This window comes from Mesorhizobium sp. P2_E9 (genome assembly GCF_056403815.1).
Window position 1 is genome coordinate 245,361 of sequence record NZ_JBFUET010000010.1, and the last position, 26,486, is coordinate 271,846.

The window sequence follows — 26,486 nt, forward strand, 5'->3', positions numbered from 1 at the left end:
AATTTCCACCCAGATGAGACGCCGATGAGCTACGCCGCATTCGAAGCCCAGGTCGCCAAGGTCAACGACATTTTGTGTGCGGTGAACGTGCTCGTCTGGGATTCGCGTACCATGATGCCCCCGCTTGCAGCCGAGGCGCGCGCCAAGCAATTGGGCACGCTGGCGGCAGTCGCACGCGAAATCGCAACCAGCGACAGCATGCTGAAGGCCCTCGACACTGCGCGCATGGAACTCACGGGAATGCCCGGCGAGCAACTTCGAAGGCGGGCGCTCAATGACGCGGCGGCCGCGATCGCCATACTCGGCCGCATCCCGGCGCGATTGGTGCAGGAAGCAGCAGAGCGGCGAACCGAAGGCCAGGCGGCGTGGATCAGCGCGCGTGCCGAGAACGATTTCCCTGCCTTCGCGCCGGTGCTAGAGCGAACCGTCGCGCTGCAGCGAGAGATCTGCGAGCATATCGGCTATGCCGACCATCCCTACGATGCGGCGTGCGGCACCTTCGAGCCCGACATAAGCTGGGCGCGGCTCAAGGGTCTGTATGCCGAACTGAAATCCGCGATCGGGCCATTGCTCCAGGCCGCGCTGCAAGCACGGCCGGCTCGCGTCGATGTTCTGCAACGCGCGTATCCGATCGAAAAGCAGAAAGCCTTCTCCAAGGCCGTGGCCGCCACCATGGGGTATGACTTCAAGCGCGGCCGGCTCGACGACACTGTTCATCCGTTCGAGATTTCCTTCACGCGCGCCGACGCGCGTATCACCGGCCGCTTCCGTGAGAATTGGCTGCCTGGCGGCCTTTTCGCCGTCTGGCACGAAGCCGGCCACGGCATCTATGAGCAGGGCATTTCTCCCGAGTTCACGCGCTCGGTCTTCACCACAGATCTCGTCAATCTCTACGCGGTCGGCGGCACCAGCTTTGGCATGCATGAATCGCAATCACGCCTATGGGAGAACCGCGTCGGCCGCTCTCGGCGCTTCTGGGAGCAGAATTTCGGGGCATTGCGCGCCGAGTTCCCCGACCAACTCGCCGACGTCTCGGTCGCCGACTTCTGGCGCGCGGTGAATGCGCCACGTCCTAGCCTGATCCGGGTAGAGGCCGACGAACTCACCTACGACCTGCACATCATCTTGCGTTCGGAGATAGAGGCCGGATTGATGGACGGCAGCCTGCGTGTCCCCGACCTTCCGGCGATCTGGGCGGACAAGGTCGGCAGCTATCTTGGCCTCGATGTACCGACCGACACGCTGGGCGTGTTGCAGGATGTGCATTGGTCAGCAGGCATGATCGGATCCTTCCCGACCTACACGATGGGCAACATCATGTCCTCGCAACTGTTCAAGGCGGCGACCAAGATGCCTGAGGTTGAGCGCGGCCTCGAGACCGGCGACTGTGCGCCGCTGAGGACGTGGCTGGCGGACAAGGTGCATCGCCACGGCCGCTCGCTGACGCCAGCCGAAATCCTGAAGGCCGCAACCGGCAAGGTGCTAGGGACCGACGACTACATTGACGATCTCCGTCGCAAGGTGGCCGAGTTGCACCGATAGCGCCTGCATGGAGAGGCTTCGTGTCATCAATAATCACCATCCCGACGATTCAGGGATTTCATCAGGCACGAGACTCTTGGGACCTTGCTCAGCATGCAAGAGATGAGTTGGACGCGCTTGTCAGACGTTACGCGGAGTTTGGCCGTTCGAACTGGCGGATCGCAATGTCCGCTCAGTGGCGCTAAACGTGCAGTGTCAGATGGCTCCTTTCAAGGCGCAGAGCTGCCGTTGACGCTGCCCTCGCTACCACTTCACGCTGAAGCCGACCGAGCCGCCGAAGGAATGGCTGTCGCCGAAATCCTCCAGGCTGGTGCGGGCAAGCAGCTCGCCATGCACGGCGTAGCGGTCGTCGGCCCAGCTTAGCGAGCCACCGAAGCCCAGCCCGCCCCAAAGCTGCTGTGGTTTGCTGCTCAACCGGGTGCCCGAGACGTCGACATCGGTGCCATCGAGAAAGTCATAGTAGAGATTGCCGATGCCGTAGACATGCGAACGGGTCGTGCGGCCCGCTCTGTCCTTCCATTCGCTCTCATAGTCGGCGGACAGCCCAAGGCGCCCGATCAGGCTGTCGCTGCTACCGTTGGATACAAGAGCCCCATAGGGGTCGGTGAAATTGTCGAAGTCGACCGAGGCGTAGCTGAGCTGCGCCTGCGGCGTCAGCGACCAGTTGCCATGGAGGGCGATTTTCTGCCCCGCCTCGATGCCAAGACCGTAGCCGAAGCCGTTGTTGCCATTGGCGAGCTTCTTGCCAAGCGTGGCGGAAGAAAGGTCGCTGTCGAACCAGGTGAGCTCGGCCTGCGTGTCGACATAAAAACCGTTCTTGCCGTACCAGGTCAGCGTGCCACCGAAGCCATAGCCATTGGTGTCGATCGAGCCTGTGCCGAAGGACGAGGAGACATCCGATTTCACCGTGCCGTAGTGAACAGTGAGGCCGCCGACCAGCATTCCGGAGGCCGTCTCGGATAGCAGTAAGTCGAGGCCGGCCTGCAGCCGCCAGAGATCGGCGTCGTAATCGGTCCCGGTCGTGGTGGTGGCTGGCTCGAACTCGTTGTGCGAAGCTTCGATGCGGCCCCAGACCGGGCCCTGCGCGCCGTCGCCTGCCGTCGATTGCGCGGCGCCCGTCCATGAACGGTTGCCCATGCGCTGCTGCAGCGTGCCGAGCTGGGTGAAGCTCTGCAGCACGCCGGGATAGGTCTCATAGATCGGCACGGCCGGCGAATAGAGCGGCGTCGTCGGGCCGCCCGGATCGACGGGATTGATCAGCGCCGAGCGCAGATACCAGTCGCCGTCGGCAGGCGTGCTGATGCCGTTCTGGTAGAGCCGGTAGGCATAGGCGCCGGCCACGACGGCCTGATCGCCCTGGAAGACATAGTCGCCTTGCAGGTTGAAGGCGCCGGCTGAGAGACCGCCCACATCGATGATCTTGATGCCGTTGTCGGTCTGCGCGCCGGCGCCGCCAAGGCCGATCACCTTGAGGTTGGCACTGCCCGAGGTGTTGCCGGTGATGATGAGCTTGTCGGTGGAAGAAGCGTCGCCGTCGAGCATCGCCTCGATCTCGACCGTGCCGCCGGCGCCGGTGAAATTGCCCTGGACGGTGAGCTGGCCGATCGAATTGCCGGGCGCGATGACGCCGCCGGTCTGCAGCGTCGTGTCGCCCACTGCGCCGTTGCCTCCCAGCGCGCCGCCATTGAGGATGGTGACAGCCGAGGCGGCAAGCGAGCCGTTGACCGAGAGCTTGCCGGCCCCGATTGTGGTGGCGCCACTGAGCGTGTTGGCGCCGGTGAGGTTGAGATTGCCGGCGCCCGTCTTGGTGAGCGAGCCGGTGCCGTCAATTGTCTGCGCGAAGCTGGCATCGGTCGCCTGGTCGAAGACGAGTGCGGCGTTGTCATGGATGTTACCTGTGCCGAAGCTCGTTGCCTGGCCGATCAGCGTGCCGGTCGAGATCGTCGTGCCGCCGCTGTAGGTGTTCGTACCGGAAAGCACGAGCGTGCCGGAATCGGTCTTCACCAGACCGCCGGTTCCGGTGATCTCCGCGGCGATTGTCGCCGTCACACCGGCGTCGGTCCTGATCGTCGTGGCGGCAGTGTCGGTGGTGAGGGTATCGCCGGCGATCACATAGCCGTCGGTCATGAACTGCATGCCGGTGAAGCCGACCGTGCCGGCGGAAACGTCGACCGTGACGGTGCCGGCCTGACCGGCGAACACCGCGAAATCCTGACCCCACTTGCCGTTGATCGCGCCGTCGGCTTCCGTCCAGTTGCGGTTTGTCGCGTCCCACACGCCATCACCGCCGTCGATCACGCCGTTGTCATGCAGCCCTGCGTTGCTGCCGTCCCAGAAGCCCAGGGTTGCCCCGGCCGTGGAGATCAAATTGACCTGTCCGTTGATTGCGGTCTGGATGAAGAGATCGCTCGCGGAGACGGGCGTGGTCCCGAACTGAAGTCCGTTGTCCGTCAATGCACCGCCGTAGTTTATGAGCCGGTAGACGCCGGGACCGAAGCCGCCGACATCGGTGATGTTCAGCGTGCCGTCGAGGGTGAGATCACCGTTGACCTCGATCAAGTCGTTGACGCCGTTGCCGACCGTCCCGGCAACGCCGAGCTCGTAGTCGAGTTTCGCGCCTGCGTTGAGCGTCAGCGAACCGACCGTGAGCGTGCCGGGGCTATCGCCCGGCGCGATTGTGCCATCCACCGTCACCGGCCCCGCGATCGTTCCCACCCCCGACAGGGTTCCGGAACTGTTGACGCCGACAGCTGTATTTCCGAGCGAGCCATCGACGCGCAACCTTCCTGCATCGACCGTCGTTGCGCCGGTATAAGCGTTCGTGCCGGAGAGCGTGAGCGTGCCGTTGCCCAGCTTGGCAAGAGAACCGCCGGCGCCTGAGACCGAGCCGGAGAACGCGGTGCTGGCGTCGCCGCCGATCGTCAGTTTCCTGTCGCTGAGATTGATATTGCCGGCACCCGACAACGAGCCGATCGTCTCGTCATCGCTGTCTATGCCCGTGAAGATAGAGGAGATAGAGGGCCGTGCGAGCGACAGCGTGGCGCCGGCCGCAACCGTCACGGCCGAGGCGTCGGGAATGGAGTCGATGCCCGCACCGACCGCATAGAGCGTCCCGGCCAGGATTTGTGTCGCGCCCTGATAGCTATTGTTGCCAGCCAGCACCTGGCGGTAGGCGCCGTTCTTGACGAAGCCGCCGGCTCCACTGATGCCGCCGTAGAACAAAGCGGTCGTGTTGGCGAAATTTGTGCTGGTCGTGAGGTCGCCGACAAGCTCCACCGTGCCGGCATCTCCCGAGAGCGTGCCGATGGTCTCGTTGCCGAGGACGCGGAACACACCAGCCTGGGCAATCACGGCAGACTGGTCGCCGATCGCGTTGCCGCCCTCGGCCTCGAGGGTCCCGCCCAGAATTCGCGTGCCGCCCGTATAGCTGTTGTTGCCCGACAAAGTCAGCGTGCCGGCGCCAGTCTTGGTGAAAAGGCCGCTGCCGCTGATGCCGCCTGTCAGGCCAAGGTCGGCATCGGTCTGGAACGTGCCATTGCCAGTCAGGGTGACATTGCGGCTGCTGGTGAACGCGGACGTGGTCTGCAGCGTTCCGCCGTTGAAGGCCAGGCCGCCGGAAGCAGCGCCGAGATTGCCGTCGGCGGAGACCGACAGCACGCCGTTGGAGATCGTGGTCCCGCCGCCATAGGTGTTGGCGCCGGTGAGTATGGTCGTGCCGGAACCGATCTGGTTTACAGCGCCGGTGCCGGAGATGGTGCCGGCGAAGGTGGAGGTGTCGGAACGATCGAAGGTTAAAGTGGCGTTGTCGGTGATGTCGCCGATGATCGAGCCGCTGGTGCCGCCATTGCCGATCTGCAGCGTGCCTTGCGAGATCGTCCAGTTGGTGGTGGCTGTGCCGGCGCCGGTCAGCGTCCAGGTGCTGGTGCCGGTCTTCTCGAAATTGTCGAAGTTCTGGTACTGCGCGGAAGGGCCGATCAAGGACACATCGAAGCTGCTGTCGGTCGAGCCGCCGAGCCGCAGCGTATCGCTGGTGCTCAGGCTGCCGGCAAGCACATCGCCAATGATTTGCGAGCCGGCCTGGAGCTCTAGCGTTGACTTGGAACCCACGTTGTCACTGAACAGGATGGCGGTGGTCGACCCGATGCCAGCACGGATCGTCCCGCTGTTGACGACCGTGACGTTCCAGATCGTGCTTAGATCACGACCGATTGCCGCCGCCCCGTTGCCGCCCTCCAACGTGCCGTAGTTGGTAATCGCGACATTGGTTCCACGGCTGCGGACGGCGAAATTGCCCGCGCTGTTGCCGGTCAGGTCCGAGCCGCCGCGGATCGTGCCGTAGTTGACGAGGGTCGCGGGCTTCGCGGCGGTGCCGGTCATTGAGACGCCGGCGCCGGCATATGCGCCCTGGGTGTTGCCGCCCTGGATCGTGCCGGTGGCATTGTTGATGACTGTTGCGCCGGAGTTCGAGATGTTCACGCCGGCCCCGTTGTTGCCGAGGCCTCCGCTGGTCCCTCCCGTTCCGCCAGTGACGGTGCCGTTATTGACGAAAGTCACGACATTGGCGAGCGAAGCGCCAATGCCGCCAGAGCCGCCTGCTGCTGCAGCAGCACCGCCCCTAATTGCCCCGTTGTTGATAAGCTGCGCGGTGGTGCCGCCGACCGTCGTTACGCCGCTGTCGAAGACCAGGCCGGTGCCGGCCGCGATGGCACCAAGCTGCCCGGCGCCGGTGATTGTGCCGGACAAAGTCACCGTACCGCTTGTAAGGGTTCCGCCGCTGAACCTGACATTGCCCGAATTGGCCGGAACGCTGACGCCCGACAACGTAAAGCCCTGCGTGTCGATCGACAGCGATTTGGTCGGAACCGGCAGAGTGTTCGGCGCGGTCACGCCGAAGCTGTTCAACATCACGATTGACGAGCTTGGGTCGCCGTCGGCATTGGCCGCGTTGATCGCGGCGGTCAGTTCGATCTCGTTGCTGACCATGTAGGTTGCTGCCGGGGCCGCACCTGGAAACAGGCAGGCGATAGCCGCGCCGCTCGCGCCCGCCAGCAGACTTAAGTTACGAATACGTTTGAATTCAATCCTGCCGCCGCTCACTCTCATGCCCCCTGCCAGCCCGCTGAAATGCGCCGACCAGCCATACCGGATAGCTGAGCTTTGCCGATGCGCGGCGCACCAAACCGCCAATAGATTAATGTGGCGTTTGATTCCTGTATCGACGTTGAAATAGAAATTCCTGATTTTTGTCGGCCGTGACTTGAAAGCAACATTAGAGACTGCGAATTTAGTAAGTAAAGATATGAGAACCTCCTCAAATAAGACTGAGTCCAAATAAGGCTGAGTTCCAGGATGCTGAGTTCTTGCTCCGGGCCTGCTTCCCTCTCACCTGCCAAGGCCGATGGCACCCTGGGCAAGTGGCGACCGCTGTCAGACGAGGACAAAGCTGGATGCAGCGTCCGGCCTTAAGGCGCATTGCGGTCCGGCAGCCTTGGGCCGTTAGCGAACCAGCAGCTTCGGGCTTCAAATCTTCAAGAGCGGACATTCAGTTGGCGTGGACATGGTCGCGACCTGACCCAACGAGGTCATTCCCGACGCGAAGCGCCTTCTCCACAACGGAACTTCACCGCGGCCGGTGAGACATCCCCGGCCGTGAAGCGGTGACGGCTCCGGGATCGCACCTGAAGCTTCTGGAATGCCTCCAAGTAGTCTATTTCCAAGGTATGATGCCCTTAAGGGCCGATGGAGTTCGAAGCGCCAGGAGGATATTGGCAGCGCGCTTCGGCAAAGTATGACACCGGCCGGCGGAAACGCGCGCTGGTGAGGCTCTAGTCGCCACCGACTCTTTGGCCAATTAGCGCGATACTTTTGGATAGCAAGGTTCGGATGCGGCAGGAGGGTGCCATGCGAGAATTGCCATCCAACGTCGATGCGGATGCCGTGATTGAAGTTGGCTGTTATCTGGACGATCACGCCAAGACCACAGCAGTTTCGATATCCGAAGCGCTCGGCGTAATTAGGAGGCACATCAACGGCCCGTCGATCCGCGACAGTGGTCTGGAGGAACTGATTATGGAAAGCGCCTCAACTAGACATTTGGCCATCCTGCTTGATAACCGCTAGCGCTTTGATGGCGCTGTTCCTTACATGCATTCACGACTACGAGCGCCAGCAGCAGGCGCTCAATCGTGACTGCAAGCCGACCTTCGATCGGGCCAAGCCGGGTTGAACATTAGCGGCCACCAAAGGTTTGTGCCTGGCGGCAGGAACCGAGTTGCTCAGATGACGTTTCTCTTGAAGGTCACGTTGAATGACCAAATGGAGGAAAAAATGAACATCAAGCTTCTCACAGCGGGCGCAATGGCGCTTGCAATGATGACGGGTTCGGCACTCGCCGCAGGCAACACATCCGCACTCGACGATCCGGCAAAGATGTCGCCGTTTTTCACAGATCCCGGCATGAAAACGTTGAGGACCGAAAAGGATTTCAAGACCGCATGGATGGCCATGAAACCCGATGAACAGAAGGCGGTGCTGAAAGACTGCGGCGATACCACGCTCAACAAGTCGCATGCAGAGTTTTGCGCGATGGCGAAGAAGATGGGTGGCTAACCAGCCCTCCACAGCAGCGCCCGATTTATCCTTCCTGTCTCCAGGCCCGCTGCACACTGCAGCGGGCCATTTTTGGCACCCAATCGTATCACGGAAGGAACTAGCGCGCCGACTGTTTCTTGGCCTGTGATGCGACGGCACAGAGGAATGCCAGTGCGGCGGCATCGCATGCCTCCCGGGACGGACCCTTGGCGAAAATAACGGCCTCGGCAGCCGGTATTGTCAGGCCATGCCTTCTAGCGAATGAGGTAACTTCGTAAGGCTGATTTTCTGGTTGATTGTCGGCGTCGAAATCGTACTCCATGGGTCGAATTCCTCCCAGTCCGCGACCTTTCACTCCTCGCCCTAAGGCAGATTTAACAGCCGGTGTGGTGAGCCGGTCTAGCAATTGGGGATTGCGTAAATCGATAAAACTACACGGCGCCTACATCCTTTTGTTGTCGATGGCGCCTATGCTAGTGGTTACGAAAGCCGCGCCTGTCGCGGCCCGATACTGCTACACTCGCCTTATGGCAGTTCGAATAGTGGTTGTGCTGGCGCTTCTTTTCGCCTTCGCCTACGGATTCGCAAAACTCGCGGAACGTTATGGCAGCGTGGGCGATCGGACCCGAAAGCGCCGCCTTCTAAGCCTAAGTCTTCTTAAGCCTCACCCGGCGCCGCCGCCATTCTCGGGAATGAACTCGACGCGGCCCATGGGAGCGGCATACGGCCTCGACAGTTGTTGGAAAATGGCCAGCGCCAAACAGGGGGCGGGGGTGGGGTGGGTTGCCTGATAAGCGCCGGCCGTGCAGCTTTGGGCAAGCCGCGAGCCAATGATAGCAGTGCCGGAAGGTCGGAAGCCATGGCGTGATCGCGGAAGCCCGGCCGCGCGGCCGTCGCCTAATGAAGCCCGCCACCTCAAGTGGCGGGCAGACGTTTGCGGAAAACCTTGCCCAAGAGGCTACCTATAATAGTACCTGTGGTGGTGGTGCCTGTAGTGGTGGTAATAGTACCTGGGGTGGTGGTGCCTGTAGTGGTGATAATAGTGCCTGTTGTGGTGATAATAGTGCCTGTGGTGGTAGTAATACCTTTGCTGGTAGTAATAGCGGTTGTAATACCTGCGGTGGTATCTGTAGTATGGGCGATACGGTGCGTAATAGGGGTCGCCGTAGTAATCATCGCTATAGCGGTAGGGGAAAGGAAACCCTCCGAAACCACCATAATAGCCGCCGAAGGGTGAGAAGAGAAACTGTGCCTGCGAGGGTGAAGTGACAGCGGCTGTGGTAGCAAACGCAAGCACGGATGCGAGTATCAGCTTCCTCATGGGTGCCTCCATCGGTTCTATGATGAATAACGCAAACGCTGGCCGACTCGTTCCTTCCTTGGACCCTCAACGAAGGCCCGCCCACCGTGAGGCGACGGGCCATTGTGTGAATCTCGTTAAAGACACAATCTTCGATGGCCTGCCCAAAGTCCTCAGAGCGCCCCCGTGTGGACGCCTGGAGGTCTTGCTACCGGCACCGGTATATCACGGCCCGCGCTAAGCGGCAGGTTCAGATTCCCCAGGTGTTTGATGAAAGCCGTCTCGAACGGGGCCTGACGGGCCAGCCGATTACCCCGATCAGAACATGCACGATATGATGCGGCTCGTCCCCGCCAATACGCGAGCGGGACTGTTTCACTTTCCATTGTACGGCAACCCTGGGAGCCCTTGGGATGCCATCCCGTCACCAGCCACCCGCGCACTCGCAGTAATGACGGCGGCAGGAGTCGATTGGAGAATGGCAACGATACTATCTAGCTTGCATTGATCGACCCTTTGCAATTAGCGCCAGGTCGCCTGGCCGGGCGCTATCGATTTAGGCGCTCGGTGTGCCATTGGATCTTGTCATGCGCATGATCCTATTTGGTGCAGCCAGCGTTGGACATGCGCCGTGCAGGCGCGCCGGGGTGCGTTGGATAGTGGTCATGTTGGTTCGTGTGGGAGGTGGCGCGCTTGGGGACGTATTGTGTGGATAAACCGTCCAACGCCTATTGGTGCTCCACGCCGTACCGCGCACTCTCGCGCCATGAAGGCGCAGTATGTTGAACTCGTCTTGTTGGAGCAATCTCTCGCCCATGCAGGCGATATGAATCGGCCGTTTTCCGATCGAGTGAGCGACGTTGCTGAGAAAACGGGCGGATTGGTCTTGTTCGACATTCGCGTCGACGGCGACACTCGCGTTACCAGGATGGCGGCCGTCGGCTATGGGGCAAGTGGCGCCGTGGCAATCATGATGGACAAATACGGCCAACTTAGCTCCGCGCCGATAAGCGAAGACACCGACTTTCTGATTGCCGAGCTAACCGCATGGGCTTTGCTGCCGATGGCAGAGCAGGCTTGTGTCAACTACGGCGGGACGGCAGCCATCTTGCTTGCCAAGCTTCGTAGATCTGGTCGGATTCCTAAATGAAGAAGGCCGCCCGGAGGCCGGCCGGAATTTACCAATACGGTGAGCCTGGCGTGCTTGGTCTCCTAAGAGCGCTCAAGGCCGCCGGCGTCGCGCGAAAACGCACGCATTGCGCAGTTCATCATTGTATCGGCCCATCGTCTCAAAACGCTTCGGCAATGGGAAGAGTTGTCGCCGTTTTCAGTCGCCTTAACGAGCACCACCCCACGCATGCTCTGTCCTCCTTGACCCTACGGGCGACGATGCCCCAGCAGAAAGGCTGTCATCGTTGCACTCACGCACCCAACCGCCAACAACGCAACGATGCCCGAAGATCTGGCCTTTCGAATTGAACCAAGCTTATCCGGAGCGGGAGCATTTTGAACCAGCCCGTCCAAGTCGGACCTGCTGCCATGTCGAACGGAATAGGCGCGGGTCAACTCTGCACCGAGCAGAAAGATTTCCGATGAGTAGTAGACCCAGAGCAGTATGACGAGCAGCCCTCCGGCCGCACCATATGACGATGCGACCGCACTTGTGCCGATATACCAACCGATAAGCGACTTCCCCAGTGTGAACAGTGCGGCGGTCACCACGGCACCGATCCCGACATCACGCCATTCTAGAGTCCGATCCGGCAAGACTTTGTAGATAGCGGCAAACATCACAGAGATCAGGGCAAAAGAAATGAAGGTGTTGATCGCGCTGAGAACAAACGTGCCGAACGGCAGTTGATCGCTGATCACACTGCCTAGAGCCGAGATCGCTGCGCTCGCCACCAGAGATACCAGCAACACAAAGCCGAGTGCTGCGACCAAGCCGAGACTTGCTGCACGCGCGCGCAACAGACGCGACAACGAACTCCCTTTCGCTTCAACCTTCCATATTGCGTTCAGCGCCTGCTGCATTTCGCCAAAGACGGCGGAGGCCGTCACGAACAAGGTGGCCACGCCGGCGATGGCCGCCAGAGTCCCCGATGATTTGCTGGATGCCGATTCGAGCGCTGTCTGAAGGAGCGCCGCACTTTCTGACCCCATTAGACCCGAGATCTGCGCAGACAAAGCCACCTGCGCCGCGTCATGACCAAATGCGATGCCAGCTATCGCGACGACGATTATCACAACCGGGGCCAGCGACGTGGCGGCATAAAAGGCCATCGAGGCGCCATGACTAAGGGCATTGTCGTTGACAAAGCCAACCACGCTTTCTCGCACCAAGTCCCATGCTTTTCTAATCGTGGGTCGCACTTTGTATCCATATGAAATGGTTGGAAACCGTCTCCTATCAATGCGGTTCATCTTCCGATGTTCCAGCCGATTGCCTCGCTGCAGGGTTTTCGGGAAGAGTGAGGCAACTCTGGCTCAGGTGTACGGAATCGTACGCAACCGCCCAATATGTCAAACTTTATTGCTGGTAACGGTCGCTCGGCAGACAATCCCGGTGCTTGGCGGGGTGGGCCTGCGGCCCGCGCGCTTCTTCCGTGCAGGGAGAAGGCGCGGACTCTCGATTTGAGTTTGGTCGAGACCCTACAGATTTTTGTTACTTGAAGGACTGATTTCGGCGGTCCTATAGATTCGTGATTGTCCAATTGCGCGGGAGGCAGTGCGAAATGGATGATGTAACATTGAACGCCTGGGTTTGCCCCTGTGTTGAAGTGATCGAGGCCTGCGGCGAATGGTTCGTCCGCGTGGTTGAGGATGACCAGGAACTGACCCGATCATTCGACCTGGAATCGTTCGCACTGGCCTATGCGGAAGGCCAGCGAATACGGTTAGGGCTTGCCGACTTCAAGCGATTGTAGACCGTCAGTACATAAGGCAATGGAACGGCTGGACGCCTCGCCCAAGGTGATAGAGGGCGCATTGGCCACTGGCAGGCCTGTAGGCGCTACCCCAGCTGTAGGGACGAAAAACTAAAAAGGCCCCGGCGCTGGGTCGATGCGCTGGGGCCTTAGGCATGTACGAGGTACCTAGCATGTCCGCTTATGAGTGTTGGCTAATATGGTCAACAAACGGTGAATAATCGCTGACCCCTGCCAGTGATTGACAGATTGCCTTGATCACGCCGGGAACCTTTCATCGGCAAGCCGATTTGTCTGCATGTCCCGAGCCGTCGAACCACCCATATTGCCAAAGGATAGCCCAGACCGGGAGGCCAACTGTGAGGTCGCCTTGGAAGCCGCATTCGCAGCGCTGGTGACTGCCTCGGAAGCGCAGGGGTGGACGCCGCACGAAACGGCTTCATCCCTCCTGAAAATCGCTACGGAGCATGCCCAGCAGTTCAGGCTTGTACCGGCTGAGCCGCCAAGATGGCAATCGCGAAGAGGTATATTGATTACGTGTGCCGCGCTCGTGTTTTTGCTGTGTGCCGCCATCGTTTGGTGGGCGCTGAGGTGAGCGCGCCGATCGCGACAAGGTCCGGGTCGAAGAGTTCACTCCGAAGTCGAAGCGATAGAGTGGCCGACCCGGTGTTACCGAGACAACAGTGAAGCCCGCGTCGGCCACTGCGGCTTCTTGAGGGGTTGCCGCCCACAAGAGCTAGAACCTGTCAGCAGGCTGGCAATCACCCTTGTGGCCCTTGGCTATAAACGTACAATCGAGGGGTCGGGAACGTTACATTCCGCTAATGCGTTCATGACCCTGTAAGGGACGATTTTAGTGGAGGCTCAACATGCGCAGCTTCGAAATGATCGATCTGCTTTGCGTGGTCGAGGCCTGCAAGCACGATCGAGCGGTCGGGAATTTTGTCTCGATGGCTGAAGGCGTGGAAGAGTTGCGGGTGCTGACTGGCGATTTCGTGTCGCCGGACGATGTGGTGGCAAACGCTCTTTCCACGGTTGCGCTTGCGCGAGGCTGCTCAGTTTTGTTCGACGAACAGGCCGGCGCTGAAATCCATTTTTAGGTCCTCCAGCCGAATCCTAGCTGCCTTGCCCCAGCACATGGCTAGACCTATGAGGCATTCAAAAGTCCGCAAAGACGGCGAAAGGCGCTGAGTTTCCAATTTCGGTCGGGATCCTTGACGCCTGGGCAGCCCATAGCCAAGTGCGCATGGTCTAATCGGCGAGCTTGACGCCTGCGTCCGTCATCTCGTCCTTGAAGTTAACTTTCGTGCCCTTCTGCACCATAGAGGCGAGGTCTTCGGCATCCCAGTTGGTCAGCCGGATGCAGCCGTGTGAGAAAGTCGCGCCGATCTTGCCGGGTTCGGGTGTGCCGTGAATGCCGTAACTTTCGATCGAGAGATCGATCCAGACCGATCCGACGGGATTGTTCGGTCCAGCAGCTATGGTGAAAGGCCGCTTGGTCTTCACTCCCTTGAAGGCGAAGCGCGGATCGTAGTGATAGGTTGGATTGTGCACAACGCGTTTGATCTCTGCCATGCCGCTCGGCGCCGGCTTCTCATCGCTCCCGATCGATGCGGGGTAGATTGCGAGCCATTTGCCGGAAGGATCGAGCACACGCACCAGGCGGGCGCCCTTGTCGACCTCGACGCTGGCAACGACGGCAGGAGGATCGCCCCGGCCCACATCCGGCACCATCAAGGTCGCACCGGCCCTCCCGAAGCCAGCGTCGGGATTGAGCCTTCTCAGCAATTGTTCGCTAATATGGAAGCGCTCCGCCAACCTCTCCACAGCGTTGCGATAGCCCAGCCGTGGCAGACGGGCCATCCTCTCCATACGGGTCGGAATCCGCTTGGTGAAGGGTCCGCGCACATCCTTGCGCGTCACCTCGTAAGCTACCAGGGCCGGACTTGCGGAGGTTGCCATCAGCTTGTCCCAAGTGTCCTGAGTGAGCTTGCCATCGGACTGGAATCCGTTCGCGGTCTGAAAAGCGCTAACCGCCTTGGCGAAGTTCTCTGAAAGGCGGCCATCGATCAGGCCCGGCGAGTATCGGGCACGATCCAGAAGAATCTGCGCTTTCAGTACGGCTGGGTTGACGCCTTTGGGTTGGCCGACGCCAAATTGGGCCTGATTTACGGCAAGTTGGTCAAGCTTGGCCGCCTCCGTCTCACTGGGTGCGAGGGCGAGCGCCGCAGCGACGACAAGAAGGAGCCTAAACATCGATGTCAACTCCGGTAGCTGCATAGGAATCTGCTTCTATGACGCGGAAAGGTCTTCCTGGTTCCGTTCGCCCACAGTCGATTCATCAGTAGATAGAGAGGCCCGCCACGTGGATGTGGCGGGCGTTTCGGTGCGATAGGCACAAAGTCAGGTCAGGATAAGGACGATCTTCAACGTGTCCGGATCGACGATGACGATCCGACCGTCGGCCAATAGGAAATACTCGTAGGTTTCGTAGGCTGGGACGATCTTGACGATACGCGCCGGCAGACGATGCAACCGTATCTTGTGCCGGGGAACCTCAATGCCGACCGAAATGTCGAAATCGACGTTGGACACCGGCTCGACCTTGGTCTCCTTGATGACCTGGGTGATCTGGGTTTTCTGTTCGACCGTCACATTGGTGATGGAAGCAGTCGACCCCTGATCAGTCTGTGTCGAGGTCTTGCCCTGAGCCTGCTGGTCCGTCTGGACCTTGGGCTTGCCCTGGGCCTGCTGGTCTGTTTGGATTTTGGTCTTGCCCTGAGCCTGCTGATCGGGGGTGGTTGCACCTGCCTTGCCCTGGGCCTGCTCTTCGGTCTTGACCTTGGTCTTGCCCTGAGCCTGCTCGTCGGTCTTGAGCTTGGGCTTGCCTTGAGCCTGCTGGTCCGTCTGGGCCTTGGCCTTGCCTTGGGCCTGCTCGCCCATCTTCATCTTCGAGCCCTTTTGACAGCCGGCGGTGCCGGCCGCGCAATTGGCGTCGCCGCCAGACTGGGTTTCAGCCGGCTGTGTCTGAGCAATCGCGGCACCACATCCGATGCCGAGCGCCAACATGCTGGTGATCAGAACATGTTTCATGGAAAATCTCCTCGAAAGCGTCAGTCCCTTCGCTGGGTAAACCTCAACGGAAAAACTTCGTTCCAGGCGAATTGGCAAACCGACAGTGCGGAAATTTGAAGGAACAAGCCACATCCGATGGCGTTACGACCGTGAGGCCCCGGCTGCGAATGGTATCAAACCGCGCGGCGCAAGGGCTCGCTCACAAAGGAAAGGAGATGATCATGAGGATGCATCTTACCACTACCGCGGCAGGACTTTTGCTACTCGCCGGTGTTGGCGCTGCTGCCGCTCAGGATGTGATCATCCAGCCCGAGCAGGAAACAGTGATCAAGGAGTATGTGCACAAACAGCCGCTGGCTTCCGTCAAGCTTCCCGGGGTGGAACTTAATGTCGGGACGGCTCTGCCCGACACCGTCGAGCTTCATTGAAGTGCCCAACGTCAAATACCGCTACGTCGTGGTCGACAACCAAACCGTTGTAGTTGATCCCGGCACGCGTAAGATCGTGAAGATTATTCAGTGATCTCGTTCATCCAAGCCTGCCGCTTTCCGGAGTGGCGGGCTTCTTGCCGGAGGCGCCAAAGCACCGAGACCGCCGATGAAGCTGGGTGATCAATCTCCCCTTCAGGCGCGAAGCTGCGCCAGCGTCTTTTCCGATTTTTGCTGTCCGGTTTTCACTGCTTGAGAAAATCCAGTCGATTGGGCCGCTCCAGAAGCTGATCCTCCCGCCCACCAGCACGCGCTCGCTAGACGTTGTGATTGTCTAACAAGAGGGCAAGCTGTCTGGCCGCCGCGCGAACCAGAAGACTAGTTGCACGATGCCCATTGCCGCGGAGCGGCAGAAACCAAACAGAATTGAGCGGTCCGTCCGGGTGTTTAGCAGCAGGACAGCAGTTGCGGAAGGGCGCTCTCCGTCATCGGGAAAGGCCACTACGCTCCGTCCCGCATGTTAGTTCAATGTACGATCCTCCCTCTTAGCCAAGCAAAAAACCCATTCCTGCTGATTGTCGCGCGGACACGAGCGGCGGCCCACCGCGCTTGCATCGTAGCACCGACATGGCAACTGCAGACGATTCCATGCAATTGCCAATCGGTGAGTTCGAAGAAGCGTTTGGCCTCACCGTAGGTGTCGTCTTTCAAACCCAGCGCGCGCAATACCGGATCCTCGAAGGCAACAGTGATTGGCGATCCCCCACCGCGCGCCTCATTGCGTGATTGCGGACTCAGATATTCGGTGCCTGTAAGTGCTCCAAGGCATCGCCCGGGCTGTTGTTCGAGAAGCTCTGCCCAACGCTCGATACGTTGGCTTCGAGTCATTGTCGAATATGGCGCCAAGGGTTCAACCCTTGCGATTGCATTCAGTTGGTCGAGTGTTTGGTGTTTCATGTTCGGCTCCTTTTGACAGTCGAAGCGCCCACGCCTTAACGAGAATTATTGCGCCGTGACGCAGCGACAAGGCCAGTCTGAGCGAAAATGAAGAGGCCTAATATCGCCGATCGGGTGGTCGGCCATGCACGAGAACTCAGGCGCACTTGAAGCACTCGCGGGCACCGTCGGCGGCCCTGACCGCTCAATCTATGGGTTTCTTCAAAACCGCCAACGTTCCTGCAAAGTGCTAAGGGCGTGAACCCAGCGGAACCCAGGGGCTCGTCCCAGTCCGTCAGCGCTGCGACTGCAACAATCTCAACAACAACAATGCCGCGCTCACGTATGTGTGATCGCCTCTTTGTTCTCAGAGGGGATGCATCCGGAACTTCACGCGCAGGGCCGTGGTTATCGTTCGACAACGGCACGCAATGGGCGAATCATGAGCGATGATCGGCATCAGGACCACAAGGACGATGGACCCGTGTTTTCGGCGGAGCAAGCACGACAGGGCGAGATCATTCTGCGAACCCGTACGCGTCGGTTCATCTTCATCGCCGGCCTGGTCGGCATCGTATTGCTGGCCCTGCTGGTGCGTCTCGCAGGCGGATGAACTCTCAGCACAGCCGCGGGAATGACGTCGCCGTTCATCCGCCGGTGTGACTTCAGAGCAGGAACTTTTGCCAAGGCATTCCGTTGACCCGCGTCCGCCGCCGCGGATGTCCTCCTCCAGCTGAGAGTCATTTCCGTTGGATACGAAAACTCAGATAGCCGAGCCTGACGCGGATCCTGCCGATGACAGATTTGGGCCAACTCGAGAGCAGCGCGAGGGTGACGGACAACCAAGCTCCCAACAAGGCAAGCCAGTCGACGATAGACCACAGGCCAATAGGCCGCAAAAGTCGAATGCGCTCGGCTTTCCCCGTCGCCATCCCTATTGGACGGCCGCAGCTGTCCTTGTCCTATTGCTGCTCGTGACAGGTGCGGTGATCTGGTGGCTGAACGCGCGCCAGTACGAATCGACAGACGACGCTTTCATCGACGCCCGCACGATAACCGTCAGCGCCGAAATCGCAGGACGTATCACCGACGTCGCAGTGACCGATAATCAACCGGTTCAGGCGGGCAACGTCCTGCTGCGCATAGATGATAGCGATTACCAGGCCACCCTCAAACAGGCCGATGCCGCAGTCGCCGCGGCGCAAGCGGATATTCTCGACGTCGAGGCTCAGATAGAGGCACAAAACGCAAAGATCGACGCGGCGCAGAAGCAGGTTGCGCAGGCACAAGCAGCACTCGATTTCGCCAAGGCCGAGGACCAGCGCAACCGTGAACTTCTGGCCAAGGGCACAGCCACCCAACAGCAGGCGCAGCAGGCCGCTTCGACGCTGCGCCAGGACCAGGCTGCTCTCGATAACGCCGAAGCCAACGTGGCTGCCGCGAAGAGCCAAGTGGTCGTTTTGCAGGCACAGACCAAGAGCGCCGAAGCCAAGCTCGATCAGGTCAAGGCCAGCCAGGTCCAGGCCCGCACCACGCTGTCGCGCACGACCATCACCGCGCCGGTTACCGGACGGGCAACCAGCATCTCGGTCGCCAACGGTACCTATGCCCAGCCCGGCCAGGTGCTGATGATGTTCGTTCCGGACGAAGTCTGGGTGAAGGCCAATTTCAAGGAAACACAGCTCGATCTGATGCGACCGGGACAGGCGGTCGACATCGATGTCGACGCCTATCCTGAAAAGACCTTTCACGGCCGCGTCGACAGCATCCAGGCGGGCAGTGGCACCGCCTTCAGTCTGCTGCCAGCCGAAAACGCCACCGGCAATTTCGTCAAAGTGGTGCAGCGCGTGCCGGTGAAGATCGTCTTCGATAAACCGCCCGGCGTGCTGCTAGGCCCGGGCCTGTCGGTGGTGCCGACGGTCAAGGTGCGATGAGTGACGAAATGGCCAGTGTCCAAAGCGAAAGTCGGTCGGCTGCTGGTGGACGCAACCCTTGGCTGATCGCCATCGTCGTCTCCATCGCGACCTTCATGCTGGTGCTGGACACGTCCATCGCAAACGTGGCCCTGCGCAACATCGCGGGCAGCCTGGCGGCCGGGATCGACGAGAGCACCTGGGTGATCACCACCTATCTTGTCGCGAATTCCGTCATCATCCCGGTCAGCGGCTGGCTTGCCAGCGTGATCGGCCGCAAGCGCTATTACATGTTTTGCGTGGCGACCTTCACCCTCGCATCGCTACTGTGCGGCCTGGCGCCAAATTTGGGAATGCTCATCTTCTTCAGGATCTTGCAAGGTCTCGGCGGCGGCGGCATGGCGCCGAGCGAACAATCCATCCTTGCCGACAGCTTTCCGCCGGAAAAGCGCTCCCAGGCGTTTGCCCTCTATGGCATCGCCGTCATCGTCGCACCGACAGTCGGGCCGACCATTGGCGGCTGGCTGACCGACCATTTCTCCTGGCACTGGATCTTCTTCATCAACGTGCCGTTCGGCATCATGTCGGTCGCCTTGGTGCAGTGGCTGCTCATCGAGCCGGACGTGCTCGAACGCGAACGTCTGGAGCGGCTGAAGGGCGGCCTCAGAATAGACTGGGTCGGGTTTATTCTGGTGGCGACCGCGCTTGGCTGCCTGGAAATCTTCCTTGATGAAGGTCAGCGAAACGACTGGTTCGCATCGGGCTTCATCACGACCTTTGCAGTGATTTCGGCGATCTCGTTCCTGTTGCTCATCCCATGGGAGTTCAGTCACCGCGATCCGATCGTCGACATCCGCCTGCTGTTCACTCGTCAGTTCGGCACGTCGTTCCTGGTGATGATGGCCGTTGGCGCCGTGCTATTCAGCACCACGCAGTTGATGCCGCAGCTGCAACAGACCGCATTCGACTATACGGCGACCCTGTCCGGTCTTTCGATGATGCCCGGCGGCATCGCTATGCTGATGCTGATGCCGATTTCCGGATTCGCTGCCGGCATAGTTCAGCCCAAATACCTGATCATGGCGGGTATGTCGGTCGTCGCCGTCGCGCTGTGGCATATGACGTCGCTCACCCCGGACGCCAGCTTCCGCTTCTTTGCCTTCGCGCGCATCTTTCTGATGATCGGTCTGCCGTTCCTGTTCATCCCAATTTCGACAGCGGCCTACGTCGGTCTTGCTCCGCAGCAGACCAACCAGGCGTCGGCCCTGATCAACGTTGCCCGCAACATCGGCGGCAGCATCGGCGTGTCACTGTCCAACACCGTGATCGTTCAAAACGCACAACTCCATCAGGCAAACCTTGTCGGCCACACCGCGCAGTCGTCACCGACCTATCAACAGGTTCTCCGCCAGGCGACCGAGCACTTCGCCGCCCAGGGTTCGCCGATGATCGAAGCCAAGCAGCAGGCGATCGGCTGGCTAGGGCAGTTGATAGCGCGTCAGGCCTCGCTGCTCGCCTATATTGATGTCTTTCGTTACTGCGCGGTCGCGACGGCGCTGCTCGTTCCCCTCGCCTTGCTGCTGCGGTCGCCAAAACCCAAGCCTACCAAACGCTAACCGAGGGAGCCCGGGAGGATCACCATGTATTTGTCGAACGAGAGCATCATTGTCATATTGGTAGTCGGCCTTATTGCCGGATGGTTGGCCGGGAAGATCGTTCGGGGGGCCGGCTTTGGTCTGATCGGGGACATAGCAATCGGGATCATCGGCGCCTTCATCGGTGACTGGTTGCTGCCTCGCTTGGGCATCCATCTCGGGATCGGAACGATCAGCTTGATCGTCAACGCCACCGTCGGCGCGATTGTCCTTCTCCTTATCATCCGTTTGGTTGCCGGTGGCGGTCGTTTCAGCGGCGGATGGAGTGGTCGATTTGGTCGTCGGTGGTGGTAACCGGGGTTGTCGAGAGGATTGAACGCCAACGAGTTCGGCAAAATCGGCGGCCCGCGTTTTGAGGCGGAGTCGAAAATCGAAGCTCCGCGAATTTGGTTGCCTGGCTTGACGATCAAGGCGCCAAACGGAGGCGTCACAACTTTTGCGACGTTCAATCCTTCGAGCTTTTTGAGCCGGCTCCAACTGTCGGGTCAGGCACGACTGCACCGCGTTCCGTCTCCGAACCTTCAGCCTCTATCTCCTGCACGGCCTGATCCCAGTGCTCCTGCTCGCGTCCAACCGGACGGCCCTCCCGCTCCCAAATTTCATAGGCTCGCCGTTTGATGCGTTGTTCCCTGGTGTCCATGAGAGACGATCCTCCGATCTGCCAGACTCGATCGCCTACGATATTTTTTGTTCCTCATTTGTGCGAACGAGCCGTTGCGATCGCCGACATCAATTGAGCCACCGGACGGGATGGCGCGCGAAAAAAGCAGATTCGAAATCCTCTTGGGGTCAGGGGGCGGGCGCGTCGTCGAAATATTCGCCAGCATGCTGCCTTACTGCGCTGGGCATTCTCGTCAGCAGTATTTTCCAGAGATCCCTGTGCTCAACGGCATCCAGGACGGCGGCGGCCAGGATGGGCCGTACACCGTTGCTGGAAATCAGCTTCGCCCTAGATGCCATTAACGCATTCAGCACGGAGCGGAGTCATGGCTCACGAAACTCGGCGATCGAAACTCGACCGATTCGCAACGTCCATTCCAAAGCACGAATTCGAATTTCTGATGAAGATCGGAAAGCTAGACCGACAAGAGGTACTCGCCCTCATTGAGAAACATGATGGCGATCGCGAGAAGATCTACCGAGACCTTGCACGTCAGAGGTCGGATAGGTGGGCCGTGATATCTGGATACCCGAGATAAGATGAACCGGCACCGATAAGCCGCCTCTCCCCAATCCTGACGAAAACGACGCGCCGCCGAAGCACGCCTTCAGCCGCTACATTTTTGGATTCCGCAGCCAATTACAGGTTTGAGAGCAAACGCTGTCGGGTATGGCCGTTTTCCATCAAACAGTACGGCAAACCGCAATATCCGCTGTCGGGACCAACCTTGCCACTACTTACACCCCAGCACCGCCCTCACGCGTTCGCGCGTATGGGGAAGGTCGTAAGTCCGTTTTCCCGTGGCGTGCCGGAACGCATTGGCAATCGCACCGGCCGTTGGCCCCTGGGCTGCTTCCGCTATGCCGAGATAGGGCGAGCCTGGATTGTCGACGACATACACCTCGACGCTGTCGGGCACGGCGCTGAAGCGCAGGATAGGAGAGAGCAGCGACTGGCGCCCACTTCGTCGGATCGGGATTGCCCACCGACAGTGCGGCCGAAACGGTGCCGACGATCTCGTCGGTGGTAGCCGTTTCCTTCAGACCGGCGGCCTTCGCGATCTTGCCGCGATCGGACATCACTGAGTTGACTGCAGCAACCACCGCCGTCGATTTGGCATCCTCGGTGAGGCCCGCTGCCCTGGCCAGCGCTGAGCTGGACGTGAGCAGGCCGTTGAGGGCGGAAAGGGACCGCGTCCTCCCCGCTGCCCTTGGGCAAGCCCAGGGCCGTCAGGATCTTCTCCATTTCGGTTCCTTCTTCGGAGAGGTGAGAAAAGACTGCACTTGCCGCCGCTGCTTCGAGATCGAGCGCCGGGGTATTCGTCAGTGCCGCGCTGAGGATCATTAGAACGCGGCCATCCGCCTTGCGGTGCGGAATGACGGGAGAGAGGTAGCGGTACTCTTCGGCCTTGATCGAGGCGGATGCGGCGGCCGTCCAAGCGACCCGTCCGTAAATGCCGTCGTCGCGGACCTGAAGCTCTTTGACCCGGCCGGCGGCCTTCGCGGTGCCGCCGACGCCATCACCAGCATTCGCCGTCAGCATCCCGTGCGAGATACCAGGATAGGCCTTCAGCGCACGGACGGCCGTGCTGCGGGACGGGATGACGAGAGTCAGCGCGGTCACTGCAGCGGATCGCTCGACATCCCCGAGCAAGCTTAGCCCGCAGTGCTCGGCACCGGCGTGTTGAGCAGCTGCTGCTCCCAAAGATACGCGATGCCGCTGCCGCCGAAGTGCTGGATGAGAATCTCGGTCAACTCCTCGACATGCTCGGTGCGCGCCCAATCGCGTTGCCATTCGCCAGCGAGCGCCATCACGGTCATCACGTTCGCGCCGGCCGCGATCATGCGCTGGATGGCAACTTCGTGAGACTCCTTCGAAATCCCGCCCGACGCGTCGGTGATCACGGTCACGTCCCAGCCTTCGCCGGCGGCCTGGATCACAGGCATTGCGACGCAGACCTCGGTCCACAGGCCGGCGATGATCAACTGCTTGCGACCGGTCGCCTTGACGACGTTCACCACATTCTCGTCCTGCCAGGTGTTCACCCAGGTGCGATCGATGACTTCCTGGCCCGGAAATACGTCGGTGATATGCTTAAAGAGAAGTCCACCGCGCGCCGCGATCACGCTGGTGAGAATGGTCGGAACATTGAAGGCTTTTGCTAGCTTCGCCAGCGCGGTTGTGTTGTTGACCACCATGTGCGGATCGTGGCTGTTCAGGTTCGCGAGCTGGTACGGCTGGTGGTCGATGAGAACGAGCACCGAATCCTCGGGGCGGAGAAGTGAATCAAGGCCGTTACGAAGGGTCATACAAAGGTCCTTTCTCCGCCGCTATGGACGGCAATGAGTTCATGGGAGACATCCGCCGGCGGCGATGTTGCCTCGCCGCAACTTGCTGTTCCTTCGTGTGATGGGGTAGTGCCATAGTTGGGCAAGCTGTGTCGCGGAATGAGGAACGCCGGATGGACATCGAAGATCTACAAACATTCGTCGCAGTGGCCGATGCAGGGGGCGTATCGGCCGCCGCGCGCAGGCTCGGCGTCTCCAAGTCAATCGTCAGTCGACGGCTCTTTCGGGTCGAAGCGGAGCTTGGCGTCCAGCTTCTTGCACGAACGACCCGAGGCGCCGCGCTCACGGAAGCGGGAATCACGTTCAGAGACCATGCGGCCCGAGCCAGCGCCGAGATCGATACGGCCAGGGAAACGATTCTGCCCAGCGGTGAGTTGCGCGGCCGCCTGAGGGTTGCCATGCCGGTTTCTTTCGGACCGACCCACTTCGCCCCGGTGCTCGCGGAAATGGCGCGCCAGCACCCGCAGCTTCACATTCATACCTCCTACAGCGATCGGTTCGTCGACCTCATCGCAGAGGGTTTCGATTGCGCGATCCGGGCTGGCTACCTTCACGACTCCAACCTGATCGCGAAGCGCGTCGGGCCATTCCATGGCAAGCTTGTCGCAAGCCCGGACTATATCGAAGCGCACGGTTCACCCGAGACTCCGGACGAACTCGTCACCCATCAAGCCCTCATGCAGGGAACGGAAACCTGGCAGTTCATGGATGGCAGCAAGATTGTCACGGTTCAGCCGCAGGGCAGGTTCAAGGCCGATAGCGCTACGGCGCTTGCCGCCGCGGCGGCGGCAGGTCTCGGCATCGCCTGGCTGGCCGATTGCATCACACATGAACATGTGGCCTCCGGCGCGCTGGTCCCGATCATGACACGCTATCCGGTACCTCCGGCGGCCGCGTATGTCGTCCGTCCGCCGGGTCAGCATCCCACGCGGAAAGTGCGGGTGCTCACCGAGATGCTGATCGAGTATTTCAAACGGAACCCGGAACTTTGGGGTCTCGACCCCTAGAACGCGAACCGTTCAAGGCCCTGTCAAGGAACCGACTTCCATCACCGGGACACCACCGGGGGCGCGGTGTCGCCCATCCGGAGTGCACATCAGCGGCCGCCCGAGGCGGTGCGAACAGCCTGTTCGGGATCCAGACAGCCTGGCTGGGCCCTACCGGGCCGGTGGCTTCCCTAGGCTCCAGGACGAAGCGGCCATCGCTCCTGAGGATGATTGCCATGGCTGCCTTGTGCAGCCATCGGGAAGCGTTCCTCCCCCCGCAACACGGTTTGGCACTTCTCGACACTAGTCGGGACCGATGCAGAACACCAAATCCCGGATCAGGCCGTCGAGCGGGTGTCGCATCCTACGCGAGCCAATGGATGCCTGAACAAAGTTGGTAGAAAAGGACGGACACATGATCGATCTGAGTGGGAAGCGTGCATTGGTGACTGGAGGATCGCGGGGTATCGGGGCCGCGATCGCGTTAGCACTGGCGGAGAACGGCGCCGACGTTGCATTTACTTACCGGCGCTCCGCCGAGAAGGCTGATGCGGTGGTCAAGTCCATCGAAAGCATGGGGCGTCGCGCAGTCGCCATCCAAGCCGACAGCGCCGCCCCGCAGGCCATCATGCGCTCAGTGAGCCAAGCCGTCTCGGTGCTCGGTGGACTCGATATCCTCGTCAACAGCGCGGCTATCGGCCACACCGGAACGATCGCCGAGATCGACGTGAACGACTATCAGGCCGTGATGGACGTCAACGTGCGAGCGCCAGTGCTGTTTGCGACAGCCGTTATCCCGCATCTCACCGAAGGAGGCCGCATCATCACGATCGGTTCGGCCCTGGGAGAGCGGGTCCCGTTCCCAGGCATAACGGTTTACGCGATGTCCAAAGCAGCACTTACCTCCTTCACCCGCGGTCTTTCGCGTGAACTCGGCCCGAACGGCATCACCGTGAATCTCGTGCAGCCCGGCGCGACCAATACGGATGCAAATCCGGCGGATGGGGAGGCTGCCGATTTCCAGCGAAGCCTGACGTCACTGGGACGCTACGCCGAACCGCGCGAAATCGCGAACGCTGTGGTCTTTCTGGCAAGTCCCGCCGCGAGCGTGATCACGGGCGCCATCCTGACCGCCGACGGTGGCGCAACCGCCTGAGCGGACTTGATGTTCGCAAGCGGGCCAATTGCGTGCTCGGCAATGTATCGAGCGCCCCATTGCCATTCGCGCTAAGCCCCGGCCTTGACAGATTCGGGCCGAGGACGACGTGAAGGAGGCCGCCCTGTGGACACCACGCTTAGACTCGAGCCAACCGCTCAACGACACCAGTTGGAAGGAGAAATTCCCGTGAAGGTTCGCAAGTTCACCATCACCGACGCTGCGCTGGAGCGTTCCCCCGGACAGGACGGAGACGTTTTTGTGGGCAATCTGGTCGACCAGCGCCATGCCTCCCCGATCACCATAGGGTATGGGCGCTATGGGCCGAACCAGACACTCGAGGAGACAATGGCCGTCGATGATGTGATGGTTGTCATCGAGGGGCGGCTGTCGGTGTCCGGAAAGTCAGGCAGCATCACCGCAGGGCCGGGCGAGATCGTGCATATGTCCAAAGGCCAGAAGGTCACGATCTGCGCGCACGAGCAAGGCGCGGTCACCGCCTATGTCACCTATCCCCACTGGCTGGAGGCACGGGGGTAAGTCCTCCGGGCGACGCCGCAGGCTCGACGTCTAAGCGGATCATAGTCAACCGGGTAGGCGCTCAGATCTTGGCTGTGCAGATCTGGCACGAAACCTTGACCATTCGCAAGGCCAGCTTGCGATACCTGGTTTCGGCATTGGCCGCTTTCAGGCGCTGGAAATGGCCATCCTGGACGGCTGACATTTGGGGCCGTGTATGGACGGCTCTCCGTTGGCAAGGGATTTGTGAGCTTTTGCAGTTGCTGGTTGGTGCGGCCATGTATCCGACCTGTAGGTGCGGCCTTTCATGTGCCGCTGGCCATAATGCCATTCGCGCGTTTCAGGTCCCGATCGAAAGCTCGCACTTATAGTGCACGGCCCCAGTGGGTTTTCCTGATCCGGCGGTTTCAACCGGCTTTGTGCATTAGCTCCTGTCCGCCCTTTCCAAC

At 60.4% G+C, this 26,486-nt stretch carries 22 protein-coding genes and 4 pseudogenes; 15 read left to right on the forward strand and 11 right to left on the reverse strand.

Annotated elements, in window-relative coordinates; translation table 11 throughout:
- The first annotated feature begins 24 nt into the window (after positions 1 to 24).
- Complete coding sequence (locus tag AC1D05_RS20200) at positions 25 to 1,542, forward strand: carboxypeptidase M32 (protein WP_477443296.1); 1,518 nt, start codon at positions 25 to 27, stop codon at positions 1,540 to 1,542.
- Positions 1,543 to 1,785: 243 nt separating this feature from the next.
- On the opposite strand, the gene AC1D05_RS20205 is transcribed toward AC1D05_RS20200, so the two are convergent.
- Positions 1,786 to 6,525, reverse strand: coding sequence for an autotransporter outer membrane beta-barrel domain-containing protein (locus AC1D05_RS20205; protein WP_477443298.1), 4,740 nt, complete (start codon positions 6,523 to 6,525; stop codon positions 1,786 to 1,788).
- A 918-nt stretch (positions 6,526 to 7,443) separates the two neighbouring features.
- Between AC1D05_RS20205 and AC1D05_RS20210 the strand changes: the two genes are divergently transcribed.
- Positions 7,444 to 7,662 carry a hypothetical protein gene (locus AC1D05_RS20210; RefSeq protein ID WP_477443300.1) on the forward strand — a complete coding sequence of 73 codons (219 nt, stop codon included), beginning with the start codon at positions 7,444 to 7,446 and terminating at the stop codon, positions 7,660 to 7,662.
- Positions 7,663 to 7,869: 207 nt separating this feature from the next.
- Positions 7,870 to 8,151 carry a hypothetical protein gene (locus AC1D05_RS20215; protein WP_477443302.1) on the forward strand — a complete coding sequence of 94 codons (282 nt, stop codon included), beginning with the start codon at positions 7,870 to 7,872 and terminating at the stop codon, positions 8,149 to 8,151.
- Between the two features lie 100 nt (positions 8,152 to 8,251).
- On the opposite strand, the gene AC1D05_RS20220 is transcribed toward AC1D05_RS20215, so the two are convergent.
- Complete coding sequence (locus AC1D05_RS20220) at positions 8,252 to 8,455, reverse strand: hypothetical protein (protein WP_477443304.1); 204 nt, start codon at positions 8,453 to 8,455, stop codon at positions 8,252 to 8,254.
- A gap of 624 nt (positions 8,456 to 9,079) precedes the next feature.
- On the opposite strand from AC1D05_RS20220, the gene AC1D05_RS20225 reads away from it, so the two are divergent.
- Both AC1D05_RS20225 and AC1D05_RS20230 read left to right on the forward strand, forming a co-directional pair.
- Positions 9,080 to 9,370: a hypothetical protein gene (locus tag AC1D05_RS20225; protein WP_477443306.1), complete on the forward strand. Its 291-nt coding sequence runs from the start codon at positions 9,080 to 9,082 to the stop codon at positions 9,368 to 9,370.
- 829 nt (positions 9,371 to 10,199) lie between these two features.
- On the forward strand, positions 10,200 to 10,583 hold the full coding sequence (locus AC1D05_RS20230) for a hypothetical protein (protein ID WP_477443308.1): 384 nt from the start codon (positions 10,200 to 10,202) through the stop codon (positions 10,581 to 10,583).
- 227 nt (positions 10,584 to 10,810) lie between these two features.
- On the opposite strand, the gene AC1D05_RS20235 is transcribed toward AC1D05_RS20230, so the two are convergent.
- Positions 10,811 to 11,857 (reverse strand): YihY/virulence factor BrkB family protein, encoded by a 1,047-nt coding sequence (locus AC1D05_RS20235; RefSeq protein ID WP_477443310.1) that lies wholly within the window; start codon positions 11,855 to 11,857, stop codon positions 10,811 to 10,813.
- Between the two features lie 311 nt (positions 11,858 to 12,168).
- On the opposite strand from AC1D05_RS20235, the gene AC1D05_RS20240 reads away from it, so the two are divergent.
- Positions 12,169 to 12,360: a hypothetical protein gene (locus tag AC1D05_RS20240; RefSeq protein ID WP_477443312.1), complete on the forward strand. Its 192-nt coding sequence runs from the start codon at positions 12,169 to 12,171 to the stop codon at positions 12,358 to 12,360.
- Positions 12,361 to 13,229: 869 nt separating this feature from the next.
- Entirely contained in the window at positions 13,230 to 13,460 is a 231-nt protein-coding gene (locus AC1D05_RS20245; RefSeq protein ID WP_477443313.1) for a hypothetical protein, read from the forward strand.
- 151 nt (positions 13,461 to 13,611) lie between these two features.
- On the opposite strand, the gene AC1D05_RS20250 is transcribed toward AC1D05_RS20245, so the two are convergent.
- Both AC1D05_RS20250 and AC1D05_RS20255 read right to left on the reverse strand, forming a co-directional pair.
- Positions 13,612 to 14,616, reverse strand: coding sequence for a L,D-transpeptidase family protein (locus AC1D05_RS20250; protein ID WP_477443315.1), 1,005 nt, complete (start codon positions 14,614 to 14,616; stop codon positions 13,612 to 13,614).
- 147 nt (positions 14,617 to 14,763) lie between these two features.
- Positions 14,764 to 15,453 carry a DUF1236 domain-containing protein gene (locus AC1D05_RS20255; RefSeq protein ID WP_477443365.1) on the reverse strand — a complete coding sequence of 230 codons (690 nt, stop codon included), beginning with the start codon at positions 15,451 to 15,453 and terminating at the stop codon, positions 14,764 to 14,766.
- Between the two features lie 203 nt (positions 15,454 to 15,656).
- On the opposite strand from AC1D05_RS20255, the pseudogene AC1D05_RS20260 reads away from it, so the two are divergent.
- A pseudogene (locus AC1D05_RS20260) lies at positions 15,657 to 15,957 on the forward strand (DUF1236 domain-containing protein).
- Between the two features lie 431 nt (positions 15,958 to 16,388).
- Here the strand turns inward: AC1D05_RS20260 and AC1D05_RS20265 are convergent.
- A complete protein-coding gene (locus AC1D05_RS20265) occupies positions 16,389 to 16,820 on the reverse strand; it encodes a hypothetical protein (protein ID WP_477443317.1) in 432 nt (143 codons plus the stop codon).
- A gap of 421 nt (positions 16,821 to 17,241) precedes the next feature.
- Between AC1D05_RS20265 and AC1D05_RS20270 the strand changes: the two genes are divergently transcribed.
- From AC1D05_RS20270 to AC1D05_RS20285, 4 genes are all read left to right on the forward strand, one after another.
- Complete coding sequence (locus AC1D05_RS20270; RefSeq protein WP_477443318.1) at positions 17,242 to 17,412, forward strand: hypothetical protein; 171 nt, start codon at positions 17,242 to 17,244, stop codon at positions 17,410 to 17,412.
- 373 nt (positions 17,413 to 17,785) lie between these two features.
- Positions 17,786 to 18,733: an HlyD family secretion protein gene (locus AC1D05_RS20275; protein WP_477443320.1), complete on the forward strand. Its 948-nt coding sequence runs from the start codon at positions 17,786 to 17,788 to the stop codon at positions 18,731 to 18,733.
- An 8-nt stretch (positions 18,734 to 18,741) separates the two neighbouring features.
- On the forward strand, positions 18,742 to 20,328 hold the full coding sequence (locus AC1D05_RS20280) for a DHA2 family efflux MFS transporter permease subunit (RefSeq protein ID WP_477443322.1): 1,587 nt from the start codon (positions 18,742 to 18,744) through the stop codon (positions 20,326 to 20,328).
- Positions 20,329 to 20,352: 24 nt separating this feature from the next.
- Positions 20,353 to 20,661, forward strand: coding sequence for a GlsB/YeaQ/YmgE family stress response membrane protein (locus tag AC1D05_RS20285; RefSeq protein WP_477443324.1), 309 nt, complete (start codon positions 20,353 to 20,355; stop codon positions 20,659 to 20,661).
- Positions 20,662 to 20,812: 151 nt separating this feature from the next.
- Here the strand turns inward: AC1D05_RS20285 and AC1D05_RS20290 are convergent, their stop codons facing one another.
- The 5 genes and pseudogenes from AC1D05_RS20290 to AC1D05_RS20310 form a co-directional block, all read right to left on the reverse strand.
- Positions 20,813 to 21,007, reverse strand: a complete 195-nt coding sequence (locus AC1D05_RS20290; RefSeq protein ID WP_477443326.1) for a DUF2934 domain-containing protein — start codon at positions 21,005 to 21,007, stop codon at positions 20,813 to 20,815.
- 754 nt (positions 21,008 to 21,761) lie between these two features.
- Positions 21,762 to 21,968, reverse strand: a pseudogene (locus AC1D05_RS20295) (hypothetical protein); the annotation flags it as partial.
- Positions 21,969 to 22,026: 58 nt separating this feature from the next.
- Positions 22,027 to 22,107, reverse strand: a pseudogene (locus AC1D05_RS20300) (hypothetical protein); the annotation flags it as partial.
- A gap of 121 nt (positions 22,108 to 22,228) precedes the next feature.
- Positions 22,229 to 22,570: pseudogene (locus tag AC1D05_RS20305) on the reverse strand (phage protease); the annotation flags it as partial.
- A gap of 113 nt (positions 22,571 to 22,683) precedes the next feature.
- Positions 22,684 to 23,337, reverse strand: a complete 654-nt coding sequence (locus tag AC1D05_RS20310) for a hydrolase (RefSeq protein WP_477443328.1) — start codon at positions 23,335 to 23,337, stop codon at positions 22,684 to 22,686.
- Between the two features lie 152 nt (positions 23,338 to 23,489).
- Between AC1D05_RS20310 and AC1D05_RS20315 the strand changes: the two genes are divergently transcribed.
- From AC1D05_RS20315 to AC1D05_RS20325, 3 genes are all read left to right on the forward strand, one after another.
- A complete protein-coding gene (locus AC1D05_RS20315; RefSeq protein ID WP_477443330.1) occupies positions 23,490 to 24,383 on the forward strand; it encodes a LysR family transcriptional regulator in 894 nt (297 codons plus the stop codon).
- Between the two features lie 394 nt (positions 24,384 to 24,777).
- On the forward strand, positions 24,778 to 25,518 hold the full coding sequence (locus AC1D05_RS20320; RefSeq protein ID WP_477443332.1) for an SDR family NAD(P)-dependent oxidoreductase: 741 nt from the start codon (positions 24,778 to 24,780) through the stop codon (positions 25,516 to 25,518).
- A gap of 189 nt (positions 25,519 to 25,707) precedes the next feature.
- Positions 25,708 to 26,058: an ethanolamine utilization protein gene (locus AC1D05_RS20325; protein WP_477443334.1), complete on the forward strand. Its 351-nt coding sequence runs from the start codon at positions 25,708 to 25,710 to the stop codon at positions 26,056 to 26,058.
- Positions 26,059 to 26,486 lie beyond the last annotated feature (428 nt).